Raw genomic sequence first — 16,644 nt, forward strand, 5'->3', positions numbered from 1 at the left:
AGTGCTTCGGGAAAGGCATCGGGGTGACGCGGTGATCCGCGAAGATGAGTTGACGTCGGGTCCGAGGTTGACGCCGCGGTTGGACGTGGCGGCGGTGGGCAGTGCCTCTCAGATGGCGGGGATGCGGGCGGAGTGGAACGCGCTGCTGGACGCGAGCACGGCCGGTCCGTTCAACGCCTGGGAGTGGCTGTATCCGTGGTGCCGCCGCATCGCGCCCGAAGTCCGGCCGCTGGTGCTGACGGCCCGCGACCGGCTGGGCACGCTGGTGGGCCTGCTGCCGCTGGGGCTGGAGCACCGCTGGGTGAACGGCATGCGCGTGCGGCGCCTGGGCTTCCTGGGTGAGACGCACGTGGGCAGCGACTACCTGGACGTGGTGGCGCGCAAGGGCCGCGAGGCGGAAGCCGCCCGGGCGTTCTTCAACGTGCTCCAGGGGCTGCGCGATGAGTGGGACGTGCTGGATTTGACGGACCTGCGCGAGGGCTCGACGACGCTCGGCGTGGCGCGCGAGGTGTTTGGCGACGTGCGCGTGACGGAGCGCTACGTGTGCCCGTACGAGACGCTGGTGCCGGGCGAGCCGTTCGACGCGTTCCTCAAGCGCACGGGCCGCCGGGACAACTACCTGCGCCGGCGCAAGTGGCTGGAGAAGCAGGACGGCTACCGCATCGAGCGCACGGACGCGCCGGGCCAGCTGGCCGGCCCGATGACGGACTTCTTCCGGCTGCACGCGCTGCGCTGGTCCTCGGACGGCGGCTCCCAGGGCATCAAGGGCGCCGGGGTGGAGGCGTTCCACCGGGACGCCACGCAGTGGCTGGCGGAGCGGGGCCGGCTGCGGATGTACACGATGAAATTGGGCGGCCAGGCGGTGGCGTCCGTGTACGGCATCCTGCATGGCCAGACGTTCGTGTACTTCCAGTCCGGGTATGACCCGGCGTGGCGCAACCGCAGCGTGGGCTTGGTGCTGGTGGGCGAGACGTTCAAGGACGCCATCGAGATGGGCCTCACGGAGTACGACTTCCTGCGAGGCACGGAGACGTACAAGTCCGACTGGGTGACGAAGCAGCGCCAGACGGTGTCGCTGCGCGCCCACGGGGCCGGCTTCGCGGGCGAGTGGTTCACCCGCTCCGAGGAGTGGGCCCGCCAGACGCGCAACGCGGTGAAGGGCGTGCTGTCCGACGAGCTGGTGGAGAAGGTGCGCCGCTTCCGCCGCCGCAAGGCCGCGGTGCGGTAGGGCGCGGGAAGCGCCGGTCACCGCCGCGCGTCGCGTGCGACGGTGACCGTGAACGTCGTCCCGGTCTCCGGCGTACTCTCCACCGTGACGGAGCCCTGGTGCGCCTGGGCCAGGCCCTCCACGAGGGTCAAGCCCAGGCCCCAGCCCTTCTGGGCCTGCGTGGCCTCCCGCCGGCGGTACTGCTGGAACAGGGCGCGCTGATCCTCCCGGGGAATGGGATTGCCCCAGTTGTGGACGGAGAGGGTCACCGTGTCCGGCCCGGCCTCGGCCAGGGTGACGGTGACGGGGCGGTCGTGCGCGCCGTACTTGATGGCGTTGGCGCACAGGTTCTCCAGCATCCGCCGCAGCGCCTCTCGGCTCCAGTGTCCGGGGAGCGTCTCCGGCGCGTCCAGGATGAACCGGTCGCCGTGCACCAGGGCCAGCTCCTCCAGTGTCTCCCGGGCCAGGACGGTCAGGTCGCACGGGGCGATGTCCACGGCGATGCCTTCGCCCGCGCGGATGCGATTGGCGTCCAGCAGGTCGCGGATCATCTGGTCCGCCCGGTCCAGGTTCTCGCTGATGCGCGCGACCAGCTTGTAGAGGACGGTGGGGTCGGCTCCCTTGCGGGCCAGCATCTGGGCGTTCAGCTTCGCGGCGGTGAGGGGCGTCCGCAGGTCGTGCGTGAGCGTGGCGACGAAGCGCTCGCGCAGGTCGCGCTCCTCCTCCAGCCGCGCGGTGGTCGTCTTCTGGTCATGGATGTCCGTGTTGGCGCCAATCCACTTCACCACGCGCCCCTCGGTGTCGCGGATGGCGACGCCCCGGACCAGGTGCCAGCGGTACTGGCCGTCGGAGCCCCGGCGGAAGCGCTGCTCCATGAGGAAGTCACCGCCGGTCGCCACCGCCTCCTGCACCTTCAGCCGGGTCCGCTCCACGTCCTCCGGGTGCATGGGCAGCGTGTCCACGTCATCCCAGCGGGTGTCCCGGGGCAGGCCCAGGTACTGGAACCACCAGTCGTTGTACCAGTCGACGAAGAAGCTCGCGTCGGCGGTCCAGACAATCTGGGGCAGGGCGTTGGCGATCTGCCGGAAGCGCGCCTCGCTCTCTTCCAGCAGCCGGCGGCCCTCCACCTGTGCGGTCACATCGACCATCAGGCAGCTCACGGCGCGTGGAGTCCCATGCGCGTCCTTGAGCGCGGTGTAGCTGGCGTTGAGGTAGTGCCGCCGGGGCACGCCCTGCGCGTCCGGCAGCGTCACCGGGAGCTCGGGCCAGGTGTAGGGCTGACCGGTTTCATGGACCTGCTGGACGATGGGGAGGACGCGCGTCTGTTCTTCGGGGAAGGCCGTCCGCAGGGGCACCCCGAGCACGTCGCGATTCACCAGGCGCTCGTAGGGCGGGTTCACCAGGGTGAAGCGGTGCTCGGGCCCCGACATGACCACCATGGGGGTCGGGGCCTGCATGAAGACCTCCTGCAGCTCCAGCCGGGTGGCCTTCAGCTCCTCGTCCAGGGACCGCTGATCATCCACGTCGGTCGTCGTTCCAATCCAGCCCCGCAGATGACCGTCGTCGTTGAAGACGGGGTTGCCCCGTGCCTCGCACCAGCGGAAGCCGGCGTCCTTTCGCTTCACCCGGTAGGACAGGCGCAGGGGCCCCTGGCTTTCGCGCGCCTGGCGGACCGCCTCGGACAGGGCGGACACGTCGTCGGGGTGGAGGGCCTGGGTGAAGCGGGAGCCGCCCCCTTCGGCGCCGGAGGGATGTCCGGTCCACTGCGTCCACTGCCTGCTCACGAACTCGATCCGGCCGTCCGGCGCGCAGAGCCAGACCACGTGGGGGATGTTCTCCATGAGGGAGCGGAAGTGCTCCTCGATGGAGCGCTCCCGCGACTGGACGAAGCGGATGTAGCCCACGCTGGCCTCCGCCATGCCCTGCTCGATGACGGAGAGGATGATGTCGCGCTCGGGCGGGGCGAGCGGGCCCTCCTGCTCCAGCACCTGGAAGATGACCTCGCGCAGGAGCTGGTACTCGCGGAGCATCTGCTGGAGCGAGTACTCCTTGAGTCCCGAGCGCTGCTTCCCGTGGACCTGGGCCACGGTGTTCAGGTCCTCCTCCACGGTGGAGTGATCCAGGCCCGTCTTCAGCGCCACGGCCATGCGCTCCAGGAACCGGGGCAGGCTGTCGCGGAGGTGGTGCTCATCCTGGGCACTGGCCGCCGGGATGGCCTGGCGGACGCGGTCGGTCCACCACTGGACGATGGTATCCCGATGCGCCCTCAGCCGCGCCGCCGCCGTGGTGGGCCGCGCCTCGGAGTCATGCGAGGAGCAATCATTCATCGTGCTCGCACCCTTGCTTCACGGGGAGACACCCGTCCGGACGCGCGTTCCCCTGTGATGGGCGCCATGTGTCGGCACTGGAGCGGTATCCCCGAGCGGACCTGCATGCCGCTGTTGCCTCCTGGTGAAATGCCCAAGCCCCGCGGGTAGAAGTTAGTGCCGCGCGCGGCCTGGAGGCAGAGCGCCGCCTCGGGGGGGCCCATCCGCTGTGCGGACGGGCGGGCAGGCGATGCGAAGGTTCGAGCGGGGGCGCCTGTGGTCATGGACAGACAGCGGTGTGCGGTGCTGGATGACTACCAGGGCGTTTCGACGCGGCTGGCGGACGGGTCGTCCTTGCGCGTTCGGCATGGACGTCCCAGGGGGCTGGTGGGACGCGCGGAGCTCGCGAGGATGCGACATCCGCGCGTTCCTCGACGGCGCGCCCATCCGCGGGCTGGGGTGAGGCTCAGGGGAAGTTCTCTGGCCTGCTGGTGAAGAGCGCGTGGAAGAGCGTCGTTTTCGGAGGGGACTTCCAGCCCACGAAAACAGGCGCTGGATGGTTGGCGATGGCAGGTGGCAGCAGGCTCAGCCCCATCGTGGACTCCATGAGTCTCGCCATCGTGACCGCGGGCTCTACCTCGGGAGGCTCCAGATCGAGCTGCCGGAAGACCTGTCGATCGCCAAATTCAATCAGGGCCCGGTACACGGTGTAGACCGGCGCGATGATGCTGGCGCAGCCGACGTAGACCCAGTGCAAACCGGGTGGCTCACGGCCGCGACTTGGATAGATGACGCACCAAAAGCATGCATCCGATGCGGTGGTGATGTTTCCGACGCTCTTCTCTGGGAACGCCTTTCTGAGTTGTTCGATCAAGACGTCCCAGGCACCAGGCTCTGCCAACTTCTTCTGCCAGAGCGCATGGAGCAGATGTGCTTCGGGGCTGGGTTCCTGATTGGGGTCTTCCTGCGAGGGCCAGTAGGTCCGCGCGATCTCCAGCAACTCCTCGGTGGATGGAACCATGGGTTACAGGCCTCCGCCGGTTGTTGGCCCCGTAGGGGTCACCACCACGGGCTTGATGCCCGACTTGCAGGTCCTGGTGACCTGGGCCCCCTTGATGGCGGCATCAAGCGTCAGGTTGTAGAACGTCTTGAACTCCTCGCAGGCCATCCCGATGGGCGTGGCTGGCGTCGCCCTGGAAAGGGTGGCCCTTGCTGCCTGATTCGCGCAGCTCGCGGAAAGGCTTTGCGCCTGTTCGGTGGAAATGAACCCCTGCGCCTTATTGGCGATGGGCATCTCCACGCCGAACCTGCAGAGGAACATCTCCCCCGTGTCTCGGGCGATGCCGACGTGAAGGCACGCTGCTCGCCAGCCGCCGGACTCCCCGCCGTCCCACTTCACGACTTCATGAAAGACGAAGTGACGGGGGCGCAGCGCGCCCTCCACGTACGTCGCGGAACCGCCTGTCGCGCAGGCGGATGACAACGCGACGGCGCACAGCGCGACAGCAGCCTTCCAGCAGCCGGATGCACCCATGGCCCACCTCCAGGGGTGACACTTCGGGGACCGGAAGACCGGCCCCCCACGGCGCACAGCCTACGCCTACTGCTGCGCGACCTCCGCGCGCAGCTGGGCGATGGCGGGGGCCAGCTGCGGGGGCTGCATGTTCTTGGGCACTTCCACCGTGAAGCGTTCGAAATGCGCCAGCGCTCCGGCCTTGTCGCCCCGGCGCAGCGACAGGCTGCCCAGGAAGATGAGCGCCTCCTGCGCGTCCGGCCACGTGTCCACCAGCTCCGTCAGCTCCTGCTCCGCGCCCTGGAGGTCGCCCTGCGACGCCGCACGCAGCACGCCCCGGTGCACCCGCAGCTCCACGTTGAACGGATCCACCGCGAGGCCCTTCAGCGTCACCTTCATCGCTTCCTCGAACTGCTGCTGGCGGATGAGCTCGTGGCTCAGCATCGACGCGGCCTCCACGTCGCCCGGGTTCGACGCCAGCCGCTGGCGCGCCTGCTCCAGCTCGTCGTTCGGCTCGGGCATCTCCGCCTGCTGCTGCTGGGCCATGCCCGGCGGCGTCGCGCCCGTGCCCATCTGGCCCTCCTCGCGCGGCTTCTGCTCGGAGACGAGCAGGTAGCCCAGGCCGCCGAAGAAGACGACCACGCCCGCGCCCCACATCGCGCCCACCAGCTGCGGGTTGCGCGACGCCCAGCCCGAGGGCGCCGGCACGTTGCGCGCGGGCGCCTTCGCTCCCGCCGCCTGCCGCTTCTGGTGCTCGTCCTTCGCGCGCAGCGCGGCGGCCGCTTCCTTCTCCAGCCGCGCCTTCTCCGCCGTGTAGTGCTCCGCGGTGAAGTGGTGCTTCTCCGCCTCCAGCGTGCGCAGCTGCTCGATGAGCGACTGCGCCCGCTGCGCCAGGTCATCCACCGTGCCGTCCGTCTTCGGCGACGCGTCCGGCAGCGCGCTCCCCGTCTTCATCTTCATGTAGAGGAGCCACGCGGCCGCCAGCACGAAGGCGACCGACAGGACGATGATTCCGGGCAACCAGTTGGTGGGCTCGGGCTGCATGGCTTAGCGCTCCAGCTCCCGGCGCACGGCCTGGAGGTAGGGGTCCGCATCGTCGGTGGACGGCGCGGGAGTGGAAGGGGAGGGGACCGGCGCGGCTTCCGCCGCCGTGGCGCCCTCGGGCAGGGGCTGACGCTGTTTCAGGATGACGAAGAGGCCGCCCAGCACCAGCGCCACCGGGCCCAGCCACACGAACCAGTTGAAGCCCTCCGCGCGCGGCTCCAGCAGCACCCACTCGCCGTAGCGCGCCACGAAGTAGTCGACGATCTCCGTGTCCGTCTTCCCCTCGGAGACGAGCTCGCGCACCTTGTCCAGCTGCGCGCGCGCCATGGACGACGGGCTGTCCGCCACCGACAGGCCCTGGCACACGGCGCAGCGCAGCTTCTTCGCCAGCTGCTGCACCCGCGCCTCCTGGGCCGGCGCGAGCGGGTCACTCGCGGCCTGCTGCGGCGCGAACTGCCCCGTGGCAAGGCTCAGGGCGAGGGTCAACGAGACGAGGACGGCATTCATCGGGGGCTCCAGCGGGGGCCGTCCCTAACTACCGCCCCCTGACGGGTATTGCACAGTGAAACCTGGGCCGCACGCCCGCCGCCCGGGCAGCCCCTCCGTGGGACGCTCCTCCGTGGGACGCTCCTCCGTGGGACGCTCGCGGTCTTCAGCCCCGGTAGCCCGGCTCGGGCTCGGTCTCCAGGTCCTGGTCCGGGTCGTAGGGGTCGTCCTCCGGGGGGAGCAGCCCTTGCGGCTCGTCGCGGCCCAGCGCGTGGCGCACGGCATGGAAGCCCACCGCCCCCAGGCCGAGGAGGAACGCGAACGGCCCCACCGCGAGCTTCACCCCCGCGAGCGCCCAGAGCAGGCTCACGCTCACCGCGCCCACCGGCACCCACCGCAGGAAGGCCGGGCGCTCCACGTCCGGCCGCAGCGCCGCGAGCACGAGCAGCGACAGGAGCGCCAGCAGCGGCAGGTCCGACAGCGGCAGGTCCCAGCCCGAGCGCGACGCGACGCCGCCCCCCAGGCTGTAGAGCGAGTCATCCGAGGGCCGCGTCGTGGGCAGCACGCGCAGCTCCGGCGGCGCGCCGCGCACGCTCCCCGGCACCGGCGCGTTGTCCGGCAGGGGCGACCCGTCCGCCATCACCGTCCCCCAGGGAAGGAACAGCGCCACCACGCACACCGCCACGCCCGCCAGCGCCAGCACCCGGGGGAAGCCCAGCAGCGAGCGCGGGTCGAAGTCGCGGCCCACGCCGTCCGGCCCCGCGATGACGAGCTTGGACTGCTCCAGGGCGATCAGCAGCGTGCCCGCCGCCCACAGGGGCAGGAGCAGGTTGAAGCCCGACAGCAGCCGCACCGTGAGCGCCACGAGCAGCAGCGTGAACGCGGCGGGGACCTCCGGCCGCATCAGCACCAGCGGCACGTGGTCCACCCAGCCCGGCGCGTTGCCGTCACGGCGCAGCTCGCGCGCGACCAGCGCCACGCTCCCCACGAGCGTCAGCAGCGTCCCCAGCACGCCCACGCTGGGGAAGAAGGGGAGGATGGACAGCACCAGCGAGAACGTCACCAGCCCCACGCCCACCACGCTCCGCGAGTGCCCCGGCACGTCCTTCAGCCAGCGCGGGCCCGTGTAGGAATCCTCCTCCTCGTACGCGTCCGGCGGGGGCTGCGCCTTCGAGCCGCGCGGGGGCGCGGCGCCGGTGCGACCCTGCTGCCGGGCGTCCTCCTCCTCATCCAGGATCTCCGCCGCGTAGGCCGGCTCGGTCATGGGGCGGCTGGGGCGCTGGCTCTTCGCGCTGCTGGCGCGGGGCGGGGCCGCGGGACGCGCGGGCATCTTCGCGCCGCAGTTCTCGCAGTACATCAAGCGGACGTCCGCCGCGCTCTCACCGCACTCGGGGCACTGCATGGAGGACCACCTCGCTGGAGCAGGGGCCGGGGGATGCCCCCGCGAACGACGCCGGCAGCAGGGATCTACTACGGATTCCAGGCCTCCCGCGAGGCGGCCCCGGGAATGCGGCTCCAACGCCGGCTCCCGGGTGCCTGCCTTCCAAGCGGGCGGTGCCAGCTCAGGGCTGGCGCGCGGCTTCCGCGGTGGGAGCGGTGGCCGGCTGGGTCAGCTCCTTCACCCGGGCCGCCAGGATCTGCGGGTTGATGGGGCCCACGTGCTTGCCGCGGATGACGCCCTGCGCGTCGATGAAGTACGTCTCCGGCACGCCCGCGACGCCGTAGTCCACCGCCATGCGCGAGCGCTCGTCCATCAGCTGCGGGAAGCTGGCCCCCATGCGGCGCAGGAAGTCGCGCGCGTTGGGCTCCGTGTCCTCGAAGACGACGCCCATGAACAGGGCCTGGGCGCCCATCTCCCGCGCGCCCCACTCGAGCACCGGGTGCTCGTACTTGCAGGGCCCGCACCACGACGCCCAGAAGTTGATGACCACCGGGCGGCCCTTGAGGTCCGCGAGCTTCACCGGGTCGCCGCCGTCCAGCGGCTTGAGGGTGAAGTCCGGCGCGGGCGCGCCCTTCAGCATGAAGGGCACCTCGTGCGGGTCGCGCCCGAAGCCCTGGAAGAGGACGAAGAGCAGCGCCGCACCGACGGCGGCGAACACCAGGGGAAGCCGCCAGCGCTTCATGCCGCACCCCGCTCGGCGTCCGTGCCCGGAAGGGGAGGCGCCGCGCCCACCGGCGCCGCGTCCGTGCGCAGCACCGCGGCCTTGCGCTGCGGCCACACCGCGATGAGCGTGCCCAGCATCAGGAGCGGCAGGCTGTACCAGATCCATCCCACCAGCGGGAACACCCAGACGTTGAAGCTCGCCGTGCCCGTCGTCTCGCTGAAGGCCATCAGCGAGATGTACAGGTCCTCCTGGGGCGACTCACGCACCGCGGGCGTGCCCACGGGGTCTGTGCTGCGCTCGTAGTAGTTCATGCGCGGGCGCAGCTCCGACACCTTGCCGTTGGGCGCCGTCACCTCCAGGCGCGCGGCGACATAGGTGCGGTGCGGCTCCTCGCCGCTGGACAGGCCCAGGTACTTCAGCTGGTAGCCGTCCAGCATCATCGTGCCGTCCTTCTTCAGCGTGCCGGACGTGTGCTTCACGTACGCGCTGGAGGCCGCCACGGCGACGATGATGATGACGATGCCCAGGTGCACCACGTAGCCGCCGAAGCGGCGGCGCGCCTTGCTCGTGGCCGTGGCCACCGCCGTGACGAAGCCCTCCTTGCGCTCCGTCATGCGCACGCGCACCGGCACCACCAGCTCGCGCAGGGTGATGACGGTGACGAAGCCGCCCAGGCCGAAGGTGAGCAGCGGGTACACGCCGCGCAGCCCCGCCGCGTAGCAGGCGACGGTGATGACGATGCCCACCGCCGCGGGGATGATGAACTGCCGGCGCAGCGTGGCCTTGTCCGGCGTGCCCCAGGGCAGCACCGGGCCCACGCCCATGAGGAAGAGCACCGCGATGCCGCCCGGCACCGCCATCTTGTTGAAGTACGGCTCGCCCACGCTCACGCGGATGCCGCGCACGGCCTCCGACACCAGCGGGTAGAGCGTGCCCAGGAGCACCGTGAAGGTGATGGCCACGAACACCAGGTTGTTCACCAGGATGCTCGCCTCGCGAGACATCATGGACGAGAGCCGGCCCTCCGGCGCCAGCAGGTGGCCGCGCGTGGCCAGCAGGCCAATGCACACCACCAGCAGGACGGCGATGAACACGAGGAACGTGGGCCCGATGTCCGACTGGGTGAACGAGTGCACCGAGTTGAAGATGCCGGAGCGGGTCATGAACGTGCCCAGGATGGTGAGCACGAAGGACGCCAGCGCGAGGCTCAGCGTCCACAGCTTCAGCATCCGCTTGCGCTCCTGCACCATGGTGGAGTGCATGAACGCCGTCGCGGTCAGCCACGGCAGGAACGACGCGTTCTCCACCGGATCCCACGCCCAGTAGCCGCCCCAGCCCAGCACCGCGTACGCCCACCAGGAGCCCAGCACGATGCCCAGCGTGAGGAACATCCATGCGATGAGCGTCCAGCGCCTCAGCGGCGCCATCCACGCTTCACCAATCTCCCCGCGCAGCAGGCCCGCCACGGCGACGCCGAACGGCACCGTCATGCCCACGTAGCCCGCGTAGAGCATGGGCGGGTGGATGATCATCAGGAAGTGGTTCTGCAGGAGCGGGTTGGGCCCCGGGCCGTCCGCCGGCACCGGCGACACGGCGCCCCAGGGGTTGGCCGGGCCCGCGATGAGGAAGGCGAAGAAGACGCCCACGGCCAGCATGGTGCCCAGCGCCAGCTGCATGTAGCGCGCGTGTTCCTTGCGGTGCACCCAGGCGAACGCCGCCAGGTACACGCCCATGATGAGGCCCCAGAAGAGGATGGAGCCTTCCAGCGCGCTCCACAGCGACACGATGGTGTAGATGAGCGGCGTCGCGCGGCTGCCCACCTGGGCCACGTACTTCACGCTGAAGTCGTGGTTGATGAGCGCTTCCACCATCACCAGGTTGCTGCCAATCATGCACGCGGCGAAGCCCCACACCGCGCGCAGCACCCAGGGGTAGCTGGCGTCCGTGCGGCGCAGGCCGCCCACCAGCCCCAGGATGGCGCCGAAGGCGGCGAAGGCCAGGCCCGCGAGGACCAGCCCATAGCCCAGCATTCCGTTCACGGCGCCCCCGGCGGCGTCACGGTCGCGGTGGTGGCACCTTCCGCGAGCGTGTCCTGCCACTTGCGCGGCTCCTCGCCTTCCTTGGGAGCGCGGTACTCGTTGGAGTGGTTCACCATCAGCCGGTTGGACGTGAAGACGCCGGACTTGTCGTAGGTGCCCTCCACCACGACGCCGATCTTCTCGCGGAACATCTGCGGGGGCGTCTCCAGCGAGCGCACGTGCACGCTCTTGGCGTCCGCCTCCGGGCCGTCCGCCACGCGGAAGTCCAGCGTGGTGTGGCCCTCGTTCCACTGGATGCTGCCCGGCTGCACCACGCCGCCCAGGCGGATGGTGGCCGTGTAGGCCTTGTCGCCGTTGGAGATCAGCTCCGACGGGCTCCAGTAATAGACGAGGTTGTCGCCGATGTTGCCGAAGGCGATGAAACCGAGGCCGGCGCCGGCGAAGAGCAGGGCTCCCAGCGCGATGAGACGGTTGCGGTTGACGGGCGTCATGGGCTCACTCCTTCGAATCGGCGGCGCGGGGACGGCGCGCCCAGAGGGATACCGAGTAGAGCACGAAGGCGGCCACGGTGATGCCGTAGCAGGCCCACACATAGCCCCAGCCACCCTGGAGGCGGCCACTGCCCACCTGGGCCAGGAGCATCAGCGACGTCAGCGAGGTCATGTTCAGGCCACCTTCGAGGAATGGGACGCGCGCAGCGCGGGGTCATCCGTGGGCAGCGCCTCCGGCAGCGCCACCTCCGCCTTCCGCTCCGCGAGCGCGGTGCGGTAGCGGTGCACGAGGAAGACGATGAGCAGCGCCAGCATGCCGAACGCCGCCACGCGCAGGGGCAGCACCATCTGCGGGTCCACCGTCTTGGGGCTGGACTGCACCTGATGGAGGCTGCGCCACCAGCGCACGGAGAACCACACGATGGGCAGGTTGATGGCCCCGATGATGGCCACCACCGCGCTCCACACCGCGCGCTTCTCCGGGTCCTCGACGAAGCGCCGCAGCACCAGGTAGCCCGTGTAGGAGACCAGCAGGATGGCCTCCGACGTCAGGCGCGGGTCCCAGGACCAGTACACGCCCCAGGTGGGGCGGCCCCAGATGGCGCCGGTGATCATGCCCAGCGTGCCGAAGAGCAGGCCGACCTCCGCGGAGGCCTCCGCCATGGCGTCCGTCTTCCACGACTGACGCATCAGGTACGTCACCGCGGCCACGAAGTTGATGAACATGGCCAGCATGGCCATCCACTGGAGCGGCACGTGGACGTACATGATGCGCTGCACCTCGCCCATCTCACGGTCGGGCGGCGCCCACGCAAGGCCCAGCCACCAGCCCGCGCCCAGCAGTGCCAGCGTCAGCGCCGGCAGGCCAAACTTGACGAACTTGTTCATCCTTCAGTCCTCGATGACCCGGGGAAACAGCACGAAGCCCACGCCCCAGTAAATCAGATTGAACCCCAGCAGCAGCCCCTGCCATGAGCCCAGCTGCTGCATCGGGTCACCCTGGAGTACGAGTGTGGTCCCCTTGGCAGCGGACAGGAGGGCCGGGATGACGAGCGGGAACAATAGCAGAGGCAGCAACACATCCCGGGCCCGGGCATTGCTTGAGATGGCCGCATAGACGGTCCCCGGGGCGCTCAGCGCCAGGCTGCCCAGGACCAGGATGCCCGCCAGGTCACCGACCCCGGTGACGATGCGCACCCCGTACAGGGCCACCATCACGGGCACCAGCACCACCGACAGCGCCAGCAGCAGCAGGGCGTTGCCCAGCGCCTTGGACAGGAAGATGGCGCGCGCGTCCGCCGGGGCCAGCCGCACGCCGTCCAGGCAGGCGTTCTCCGTCTCCACGCGGAAGGACTCGCCCAGGGACAGGACGCTGGCGAAGAGGATGGCCAGCCAGAGGTAGCCGCCCGCGTTGCGCTCCAGGAGCTTCGTGTCCGGGCCCAGCGCGAAGGAGAAGAGCAGCAGCGTGGCCATGGCGAAGAACACCAGCGCGTTGAGCCGCGCGCGGGTGCGCCATTCAATGAGCAGGTCCTTGCGGAGCAGGACGAGCGTCGTCGCGAAGAGGCCCGGGGGGCGCTTCGTCTTGGGCGCGCTCATGCCGCCACCGCCCGGCCGTCCTGCAGGTGCAGCCGCTCCTCGCACAGGCTCAGGCCCTGTTCGATGAGGTGCGTGGCCAGCACCACGGTGGTGCCGCCCGCCTTGAGCTCCGCGATGACGCCCTCCATGTCCTGGATGCCGGCGGGGTCCAGCTCGCCGAAGGGTTCGTCCAGCAGCGCCAGGGCCGGGGCCTTCATCAGGAGCCGCGCGATGGCCAGGCGCTTGCGCATGCCCGCGCTGAAGCCGCGCACCGGGCTGTCCGTGCGGCGGGTGAGGCCCACCTTGTTGAGCAGCGCGTCCGCGACGTCCTGGGGCGCGTCCACGCCCAAGAGGCGCCCCAGCACCATCAGGTTCTGCTGCGCGGTGAGGTCCTCGTAGAGGAAGCTGGCGTGGGACAGGAGCGCCACGTCGCGGCGCACCGCCTCGCGATCCAGGACGGCGTCCCGGCCCAGCACCTCCACCCGGCCCGCGGTGGGCCCGAGCGCGGTGGCCACGAGGCGCAGGAGCGTCGTCTTCCCGGAGCCGTTGTGGCCGGTGAGCAGCAGCGAACGGCCGGCGGGCAGCGTGTAGGTGAGCCGCGCCAGCGCCCACCTGCGCCCATAGCGCTTGCTCACGTCATGGAGGGCGAGCGCGGGGGCTGATCCAGAGGGGGGAGGGGGCATCGGCGGGCCGTTTCGTAGCCTTAAAAGCCCCTGTTCACCAGTGAAACCCCTGGGGTCGCCCGCCGGAGGACAAGAAGTTTTTACGCCTGCTTCTTCCGTCGCTTTCGCCGGGGGACTGAAAGGTTTTCGCCATGGGTGGGCGCCCGACTGCCCTGGTGCACCCAGGTAGGACCCCTTCAGGGGCATACATGCCCCGGAAGGCACGGGGTTTCACGGGGTTGCGGGGGATTTCCACCACCTACCTGCCCTGGCATCCAGCATGCACACACGCGGGCGGGGCCCGGTCCAATGGGGGGAGCGGGCAGACGGCGAAAGCCGCGAGGGAGGCGTGATGGCTGGGAAGGTGTTGCGGCGGGCGGCGAAGGCGGCGGCGGCGGGTTTCCTCCACTACAGCGGGGTGCGCAAGGCGATGGCGGCGTACCGCCGTTCGCAGTCGGGGGGACGGCGCATCCTCATCGTGAGCTACCACCGCGTGGTGAGCGACTTCACGGGGGAGCTGCAGCGCTCCATCCCGGGCCTGCTCATCTCCCAGGAGACGTTCCGCCGTCACCTGGAGGAGGCGCACGCGGCCGGCTTCGAGCTGGCGAGCCTGGGGGACGCGGTGGACGTGATGGCGGGCCGCCGCACCGCGAAGAAGGACCTGTTCGTGGTGACGTTCGACGACGGCTACCGCGACGTGTACCGGTACGCGTACCCGGTGCTCAAGCAGATGGGCGTGCCGGCCATCACCTACCTGCCCACGGCCTTCATCAACACGGACAAGCGCTTCAACCACGACCGGCTGTTCCACCTGCTGCGCTGCGTGCAGGAGCGGAAGTTCCGCCCTGACTACGACACCATGCCCACCCCGTCGGTGCAGCTGTTGGGGCCCATCCTCACCGGGCGCAAGACGGTGTCCGCGGCGCTGGACGACTTCATCGGCGAGCACCCGACGCGCGTGCTCACGGGCATCATCGACTCGCTGGAGCAGCAGCTGGGCGGCGGCGCGGACCTGGTGCCGGAGCAGGGCGACGTCATGAACTGGGACGAGGTGCGCCAGATGGCGCGCGACGGCTTCGAGTTCGGCGCGCACACGCTGGGCCACACGGTGCTGACGCTGGAGCCCACGGAGGTGGTGGAGAAGGAGATCGTCGAGTCCAAGGAAACCATCGAGCGCGAGGTCGGCGTCCAGGTGAAGGACTTCGCGTACTGCAACGGCTGGTACTCGGATGAGATGATCCGCGTGCTCAAGCAGCACGGCTTCCGCTCGGGCGTCACCACGGAGGACCTGCCCAACCGCGTGGGCGGCGACCCGTTCGCCCTCAAGCGCAAGGTGATGTGGGAGAACTTCAGCCTGGGGATGATGGGGGACTACTCGTCCACGCTCACGGTGTGCCAGTTCGATGACTGCTTCGGCGTGCTGGGCATGAGCCACCCGGTGCTGGGCCACCGGCCGCACATCCTGACCCCGATGAACACCGCCAACGTGCTCGTCGAGGAGCTGGACTCGGCGCTCGCGAAGGCGACCCCGGTGGAAGTCGTGGACGTGACAGCGCCGGTGATCGCGACGGAGCCCCGGGTTGCGCCCCTGGCGGCGGGTGCGCAGGTCGTGGTGGCGTCGAACGTGGCCCTTGCCCCGGAGGCGGCGCAGCCGGAGGAGCTCCAGTGAGTGTGTCACCCAAGCCGGCCTCGGCCCCGTCGTTCCTGGGGCGGGCCGGCCCGTTGGTGTTGGCCCGGTTGTTCACCGCCGGGCTGACGCTGTCCATTCCGCTCGTGCTCGCCCGGGTGCTGCACCTGGACGAGTACGGCACCTACTACCAGCTGTTCCTCATCGCCACGACGCTGTCGTACGTGCTGCCGTTCGGCGTGGCGCAGAGCCTCTACTACTTCCTGCCCCGCGCGGAGGCGAAGCGGCCGTACCTGGGCCACGCGCTGCTCTTCGTCACGGGCGCGGGCATCGTGGCGGCGGGGCTGGTGTGGGCCTTCCTGGGCCACGTGGCGGCCTACTTCAACAACCCGGCGCTGATGGAGCACCGCGCGGCGCTGGCGCTCTACACGGCGTTCTTCCTGGGCAGCTACCCGCTGGAGATTTCGCTCACCAGCCAGGGGAAGACGAAGGCGTCCGCGGTGGTGTACCTGGCGTCCGACGCGGTGCGCTCGGGCGTGATGGTGCTGCCGCCGCTGCTGGGCTTCTCCCTGCACGGGATGATGATCGCCGTGGCCTGCTTCGCGGGGCTTCGCTACGCGGCCACGTGGGTGGTGTCGCTGCGCGGCTCCACGGGTCCGCTGGTGGACTGGAAGCTGTTCAAGGAGCAGCTGGTGTACGCGGCGCCGTTTGGGGCCGCGATGTGCCTGGCCATCCCCCAGCAGAACGCGCACATGTACGCGGTGGCGGGCGTGGTGGCCCCCGCGGTGTACGCGCTCTACCGGGTGGGCTGCTTCCAGCTGCCGGTGGTGGACCTGCTCTACACGCCCACCAGCGAGGTGCTGATGGTGCGCCTGGGTGAGCTGGAGCGCGAGGGCCGGCTGGAGGAGGGCGTGGAGGCCTTCCGGGAAGCGGCCGGCAAGCTGGCGTACGTGTTCCTGCCCTTCGCGGCGTTCCTCTTCGCGGCGGCGCCGGAGTTCGTGGGGGCCATGTTCGGCCAGAAGTTCCTGCCGGCGGTCCCCATCTTCCGGGTGAGCGTGCTGGGCGTGGTGCTGTCCATCCTGCCCATGGACGGGACGCTCCGGGCCCGGGGCCAGACGCGGGCCATCTTCAACTCGTACCTGGTGAAGGCGGTGGTGACGGTGCCGCTGCTCTGGGTGGGCGTGAAGTACTTCGGGATGATGGGCGGCATCGCGTCCTGGGCGCTGGCGGAGGTCGTGGGCAAGGGGATGCTGCTCGTGCGCGTGCCCCAGGCGCTGTCCACGCCGGAGCGCAAGCTGGGCCTCAAGGACGTCATCCCGTGGCGGGAGCTGGGGCAGGCGTCGCTGGCGGCGTTCGCGGCGGGCGGGAGCATCTTCCTCCTGCGCACGGGCGTGCACGACACGTGGATGAACCTGCCCACGGGCTTCTTGTGGCGGGTGCTGCCGCTGGCGGTGGCGGGGCTGCTCTTCGTCGTGGGGTACGTGGTGGGCCTGTATGCGCAGGGCGTTCGCCCCTTGAGCGCGCTGCAGTCGCTGCGTCCCCGCCGGGCGGTCTGAGCCACCGTCGGGAATTGAACGCGTGGGGAGCAC

The 16,644-nt window shown here is 70.2% G+C and carries 16 protein-coding genes; 3 read left to right on the forward strand and 13 right to left on the reverse strand.

Annotation, left to right across the window (positions count from 1 at the left end; translation table 11 throughout):
- Positions 1–31 precede the first annotated feature (31 nt).
- Complete coding sequence (locus NR792_RS01435) at positions 32–1,228, forward strand: GNAT family N-acetyltransferase (protein ID WP_375758284.1); 1,197 nt, start codon at positions 32–34, stop codon at positions 1,226–1,228.
- A 17-nt stretch (positions 1,229–1,245) separates the two neighbouring features.
- Here the strand turns inward: NR792_RS01435 and NR792_RS01440 are convergent, their stop codons facing one another.
- The 13 genes from NR792_RS01440 to ccmA form a co-directional block, all read right to left on the reverse strand.
- Positions 1,246–3,534 carry a PAS domain-containing protein gene (locus tag NR792_RS01440; RefSeq protein WP_375758285.1) on the reverse strand — a complete coding sequence of 763 codons (2,289 nt, stop codon included), beginning with the start codon at positions 3,532–3,534 and terminating at the stop codon, positions 1,246–1,248.
- 445 nt (positions 3,535–3,979) lie between these two features.
- Entirely contained in the window at positions 3,980–4,534 is a 555-nt protein-coding gene (locus tag NR792_RS01445) for a hypothetical protein (RefSeq protein WP_375758286.1), read from the reverse strand.
- Positions 4,535–4,537: 3 nt separating this feature from the next.
- Positions 4,538–5,047 carry a hypothetical protein gene (locus NR792_RS01450; protein ID WP_375758287.1) on the reverse strand — a complete coding sequence of 170 codons (510 nt, stop codon included), beginning with the start codon at positions 5,045–5,047 and terminating at the stop codon, positions 4,538–4,540.
- A gap of 66 nt (positions 5,048–5,113) precedes the next feature.
- Complete coding sequence (locus tag NR792_RS01455; RefSeq protein WP_375758288.1) at positions 5,114–6,070, reverse strand: tetratricopeptide repeat protein; 957 nt, start codon at positions 6,068–6,070, stop codon at positions 5,114–5,116.
- Between the two features lie 3 nt (positions 6,071–6,073).
- A complete protein-coding gene (locus tag NR792_RS01460) occupies positions 6,074–6,577 on the reverse strand; it encodes a cytochrome c-type biogenesis protein CcmH (RefSeq protein ID WP_375758289.1) in 504 nt (167 codons plus the stop codon).
- 145 nt (positions 6,578–6,722) lie between these two features.
- On the reverse strand, positions 6,723–7,958 hold the full coding sequence (locus NR792_RS01465; RefSeq protein ID WP_375758290.1) for a zinc ribbon domain-containing protein: 1,236 nt from the start codon (positions 7,956–7,958) through the stop codon (positions 6,723–6,725).
- Positions 7,959–8,118: 160 nt separating this feature from the next.
- Complete coding sequence (locus NR792_RS01470) at positions 8,119–8,679, reverse strand: TlpA family protein disulfide reductase (RefSeq protein WP_375758291.1); 561 nt, start codon at positions 8,677–8,679, stop codon at positions 8,119–8,121.
- The gene (locus tag NR792_RS01475; RefSeq protein WP_375758292.1) at positions 8,676–10,700 is read right to left on the reverse strand and encodes a heme lyase CcmF/NrfE family subunit; all 2,025 of its coding nucleotides are present in this window, start codon (positions 10,698–10,700) and stop codon (positions 8,676–8,678) included. Before NR792_RS01475 ends, NR792_RS01470 begins: the two co-directional genes overlap by 4 nt.
- On the reverse strand, positions 10,697–11,191 hold the full coding sequence (locus tag NR792_RS01480) for a cytochrome c maturation protein CcmE (RefSeq protein ID WP_375758293.1): 495 nt from the start codon (positions 11,189–11,191) through the stop codon (positions 10,697–10,699). The genes NR792_RS01475 and NR792_RS01480 overlap by 4 nt, the downstream gene beginning before the upstream one ends.
- A 4-nt stretch (positions 11,192–11,195) precedes the next feature.
- The gene (locus tag NR792_RS01485; protein ID WP_375758294.1) at positions 11,196–11,363 is read right to left on the reverse strand and encodes a hypothetical protein; all 168 of its coding nucleotides are present in this window, start codon (positions 11,361–11,363) and stop codon (positions 11,196–11,198) included.
- Between the two features lie 2 nt (positions 11,364–11,365).
- Entirely contained in the window at positions 11,366–12,079 is a 714-nt protein-coding gene (gene ccsA, locus NR792_RS01490) for a cytochrome c biogenesis protein CcsA (RefSeq protein WP_375758295.1), read from the reverse strand.
- Between the two features lie 3 nt (positions 12,080–12,082).
- Positions 12,083–12,787, reverse strand: coding sequence for a heme exporter protein CcmB (locus NR792_RS01495; protein ID WP_375758296.1), 705 nt, complete (start codon positions 12,785–12,787; stop codon positions 12,083–12,085).
- On the reverse strand, positions 12,784–13,449 hold the full coding sequence (gene ccmA, locus NR792_RS01500) for a heme ABC exporter ATP-binding protein CcmA (protein WP_375758297.1): 666 nt from the start codon (positions 13,447–13,449) through the stop codon (positions 12,784–12,786). Before ccmA ends, NR792_RS01495 begins: the two co-directional genes overlap by 4 nt.
- Positions 13,450–13,858: 409 nt before the next feature.
- On the opposite strand from ccmA, the gene NR792_RS01505 reads away from it, so the two are divergent.
- Positions 13,859–15,097, forward strand: coding sequence for a polysaccharide deacetylase family protein (locus tag NR792_RS01505; RefSeq protein WP_375761559.1), 1,239 nt, complete (start codon positions 13,859–13,861; stop codon positions 15,095–15,097).
- Entirely contained in the window at positions 15,094–16,611 is a 1,518-nt protein-coding gene (locus NR792_RS01510; RefSeq protein ID WP_375758298.1) for an oligosaccharide flippase family protein, read from the forward strand. The genes NR792_RS01505 and NR792_RS01510 overlap by 4 nt, the downstream gene beginning before the upstream one ends.
- Positions 16,612–16,644: the final 33 nt, after the last annotated feature.

The organism is Corallococcus exercitus, assembly GCF_042231735.1.
Classification (GTDB): domain Bacteria; phylum Myxococcota; class Myxococcia; order Myxococcales; family Myxococcaceae; genus Corallococcus; species Corallococcus exercitus_B.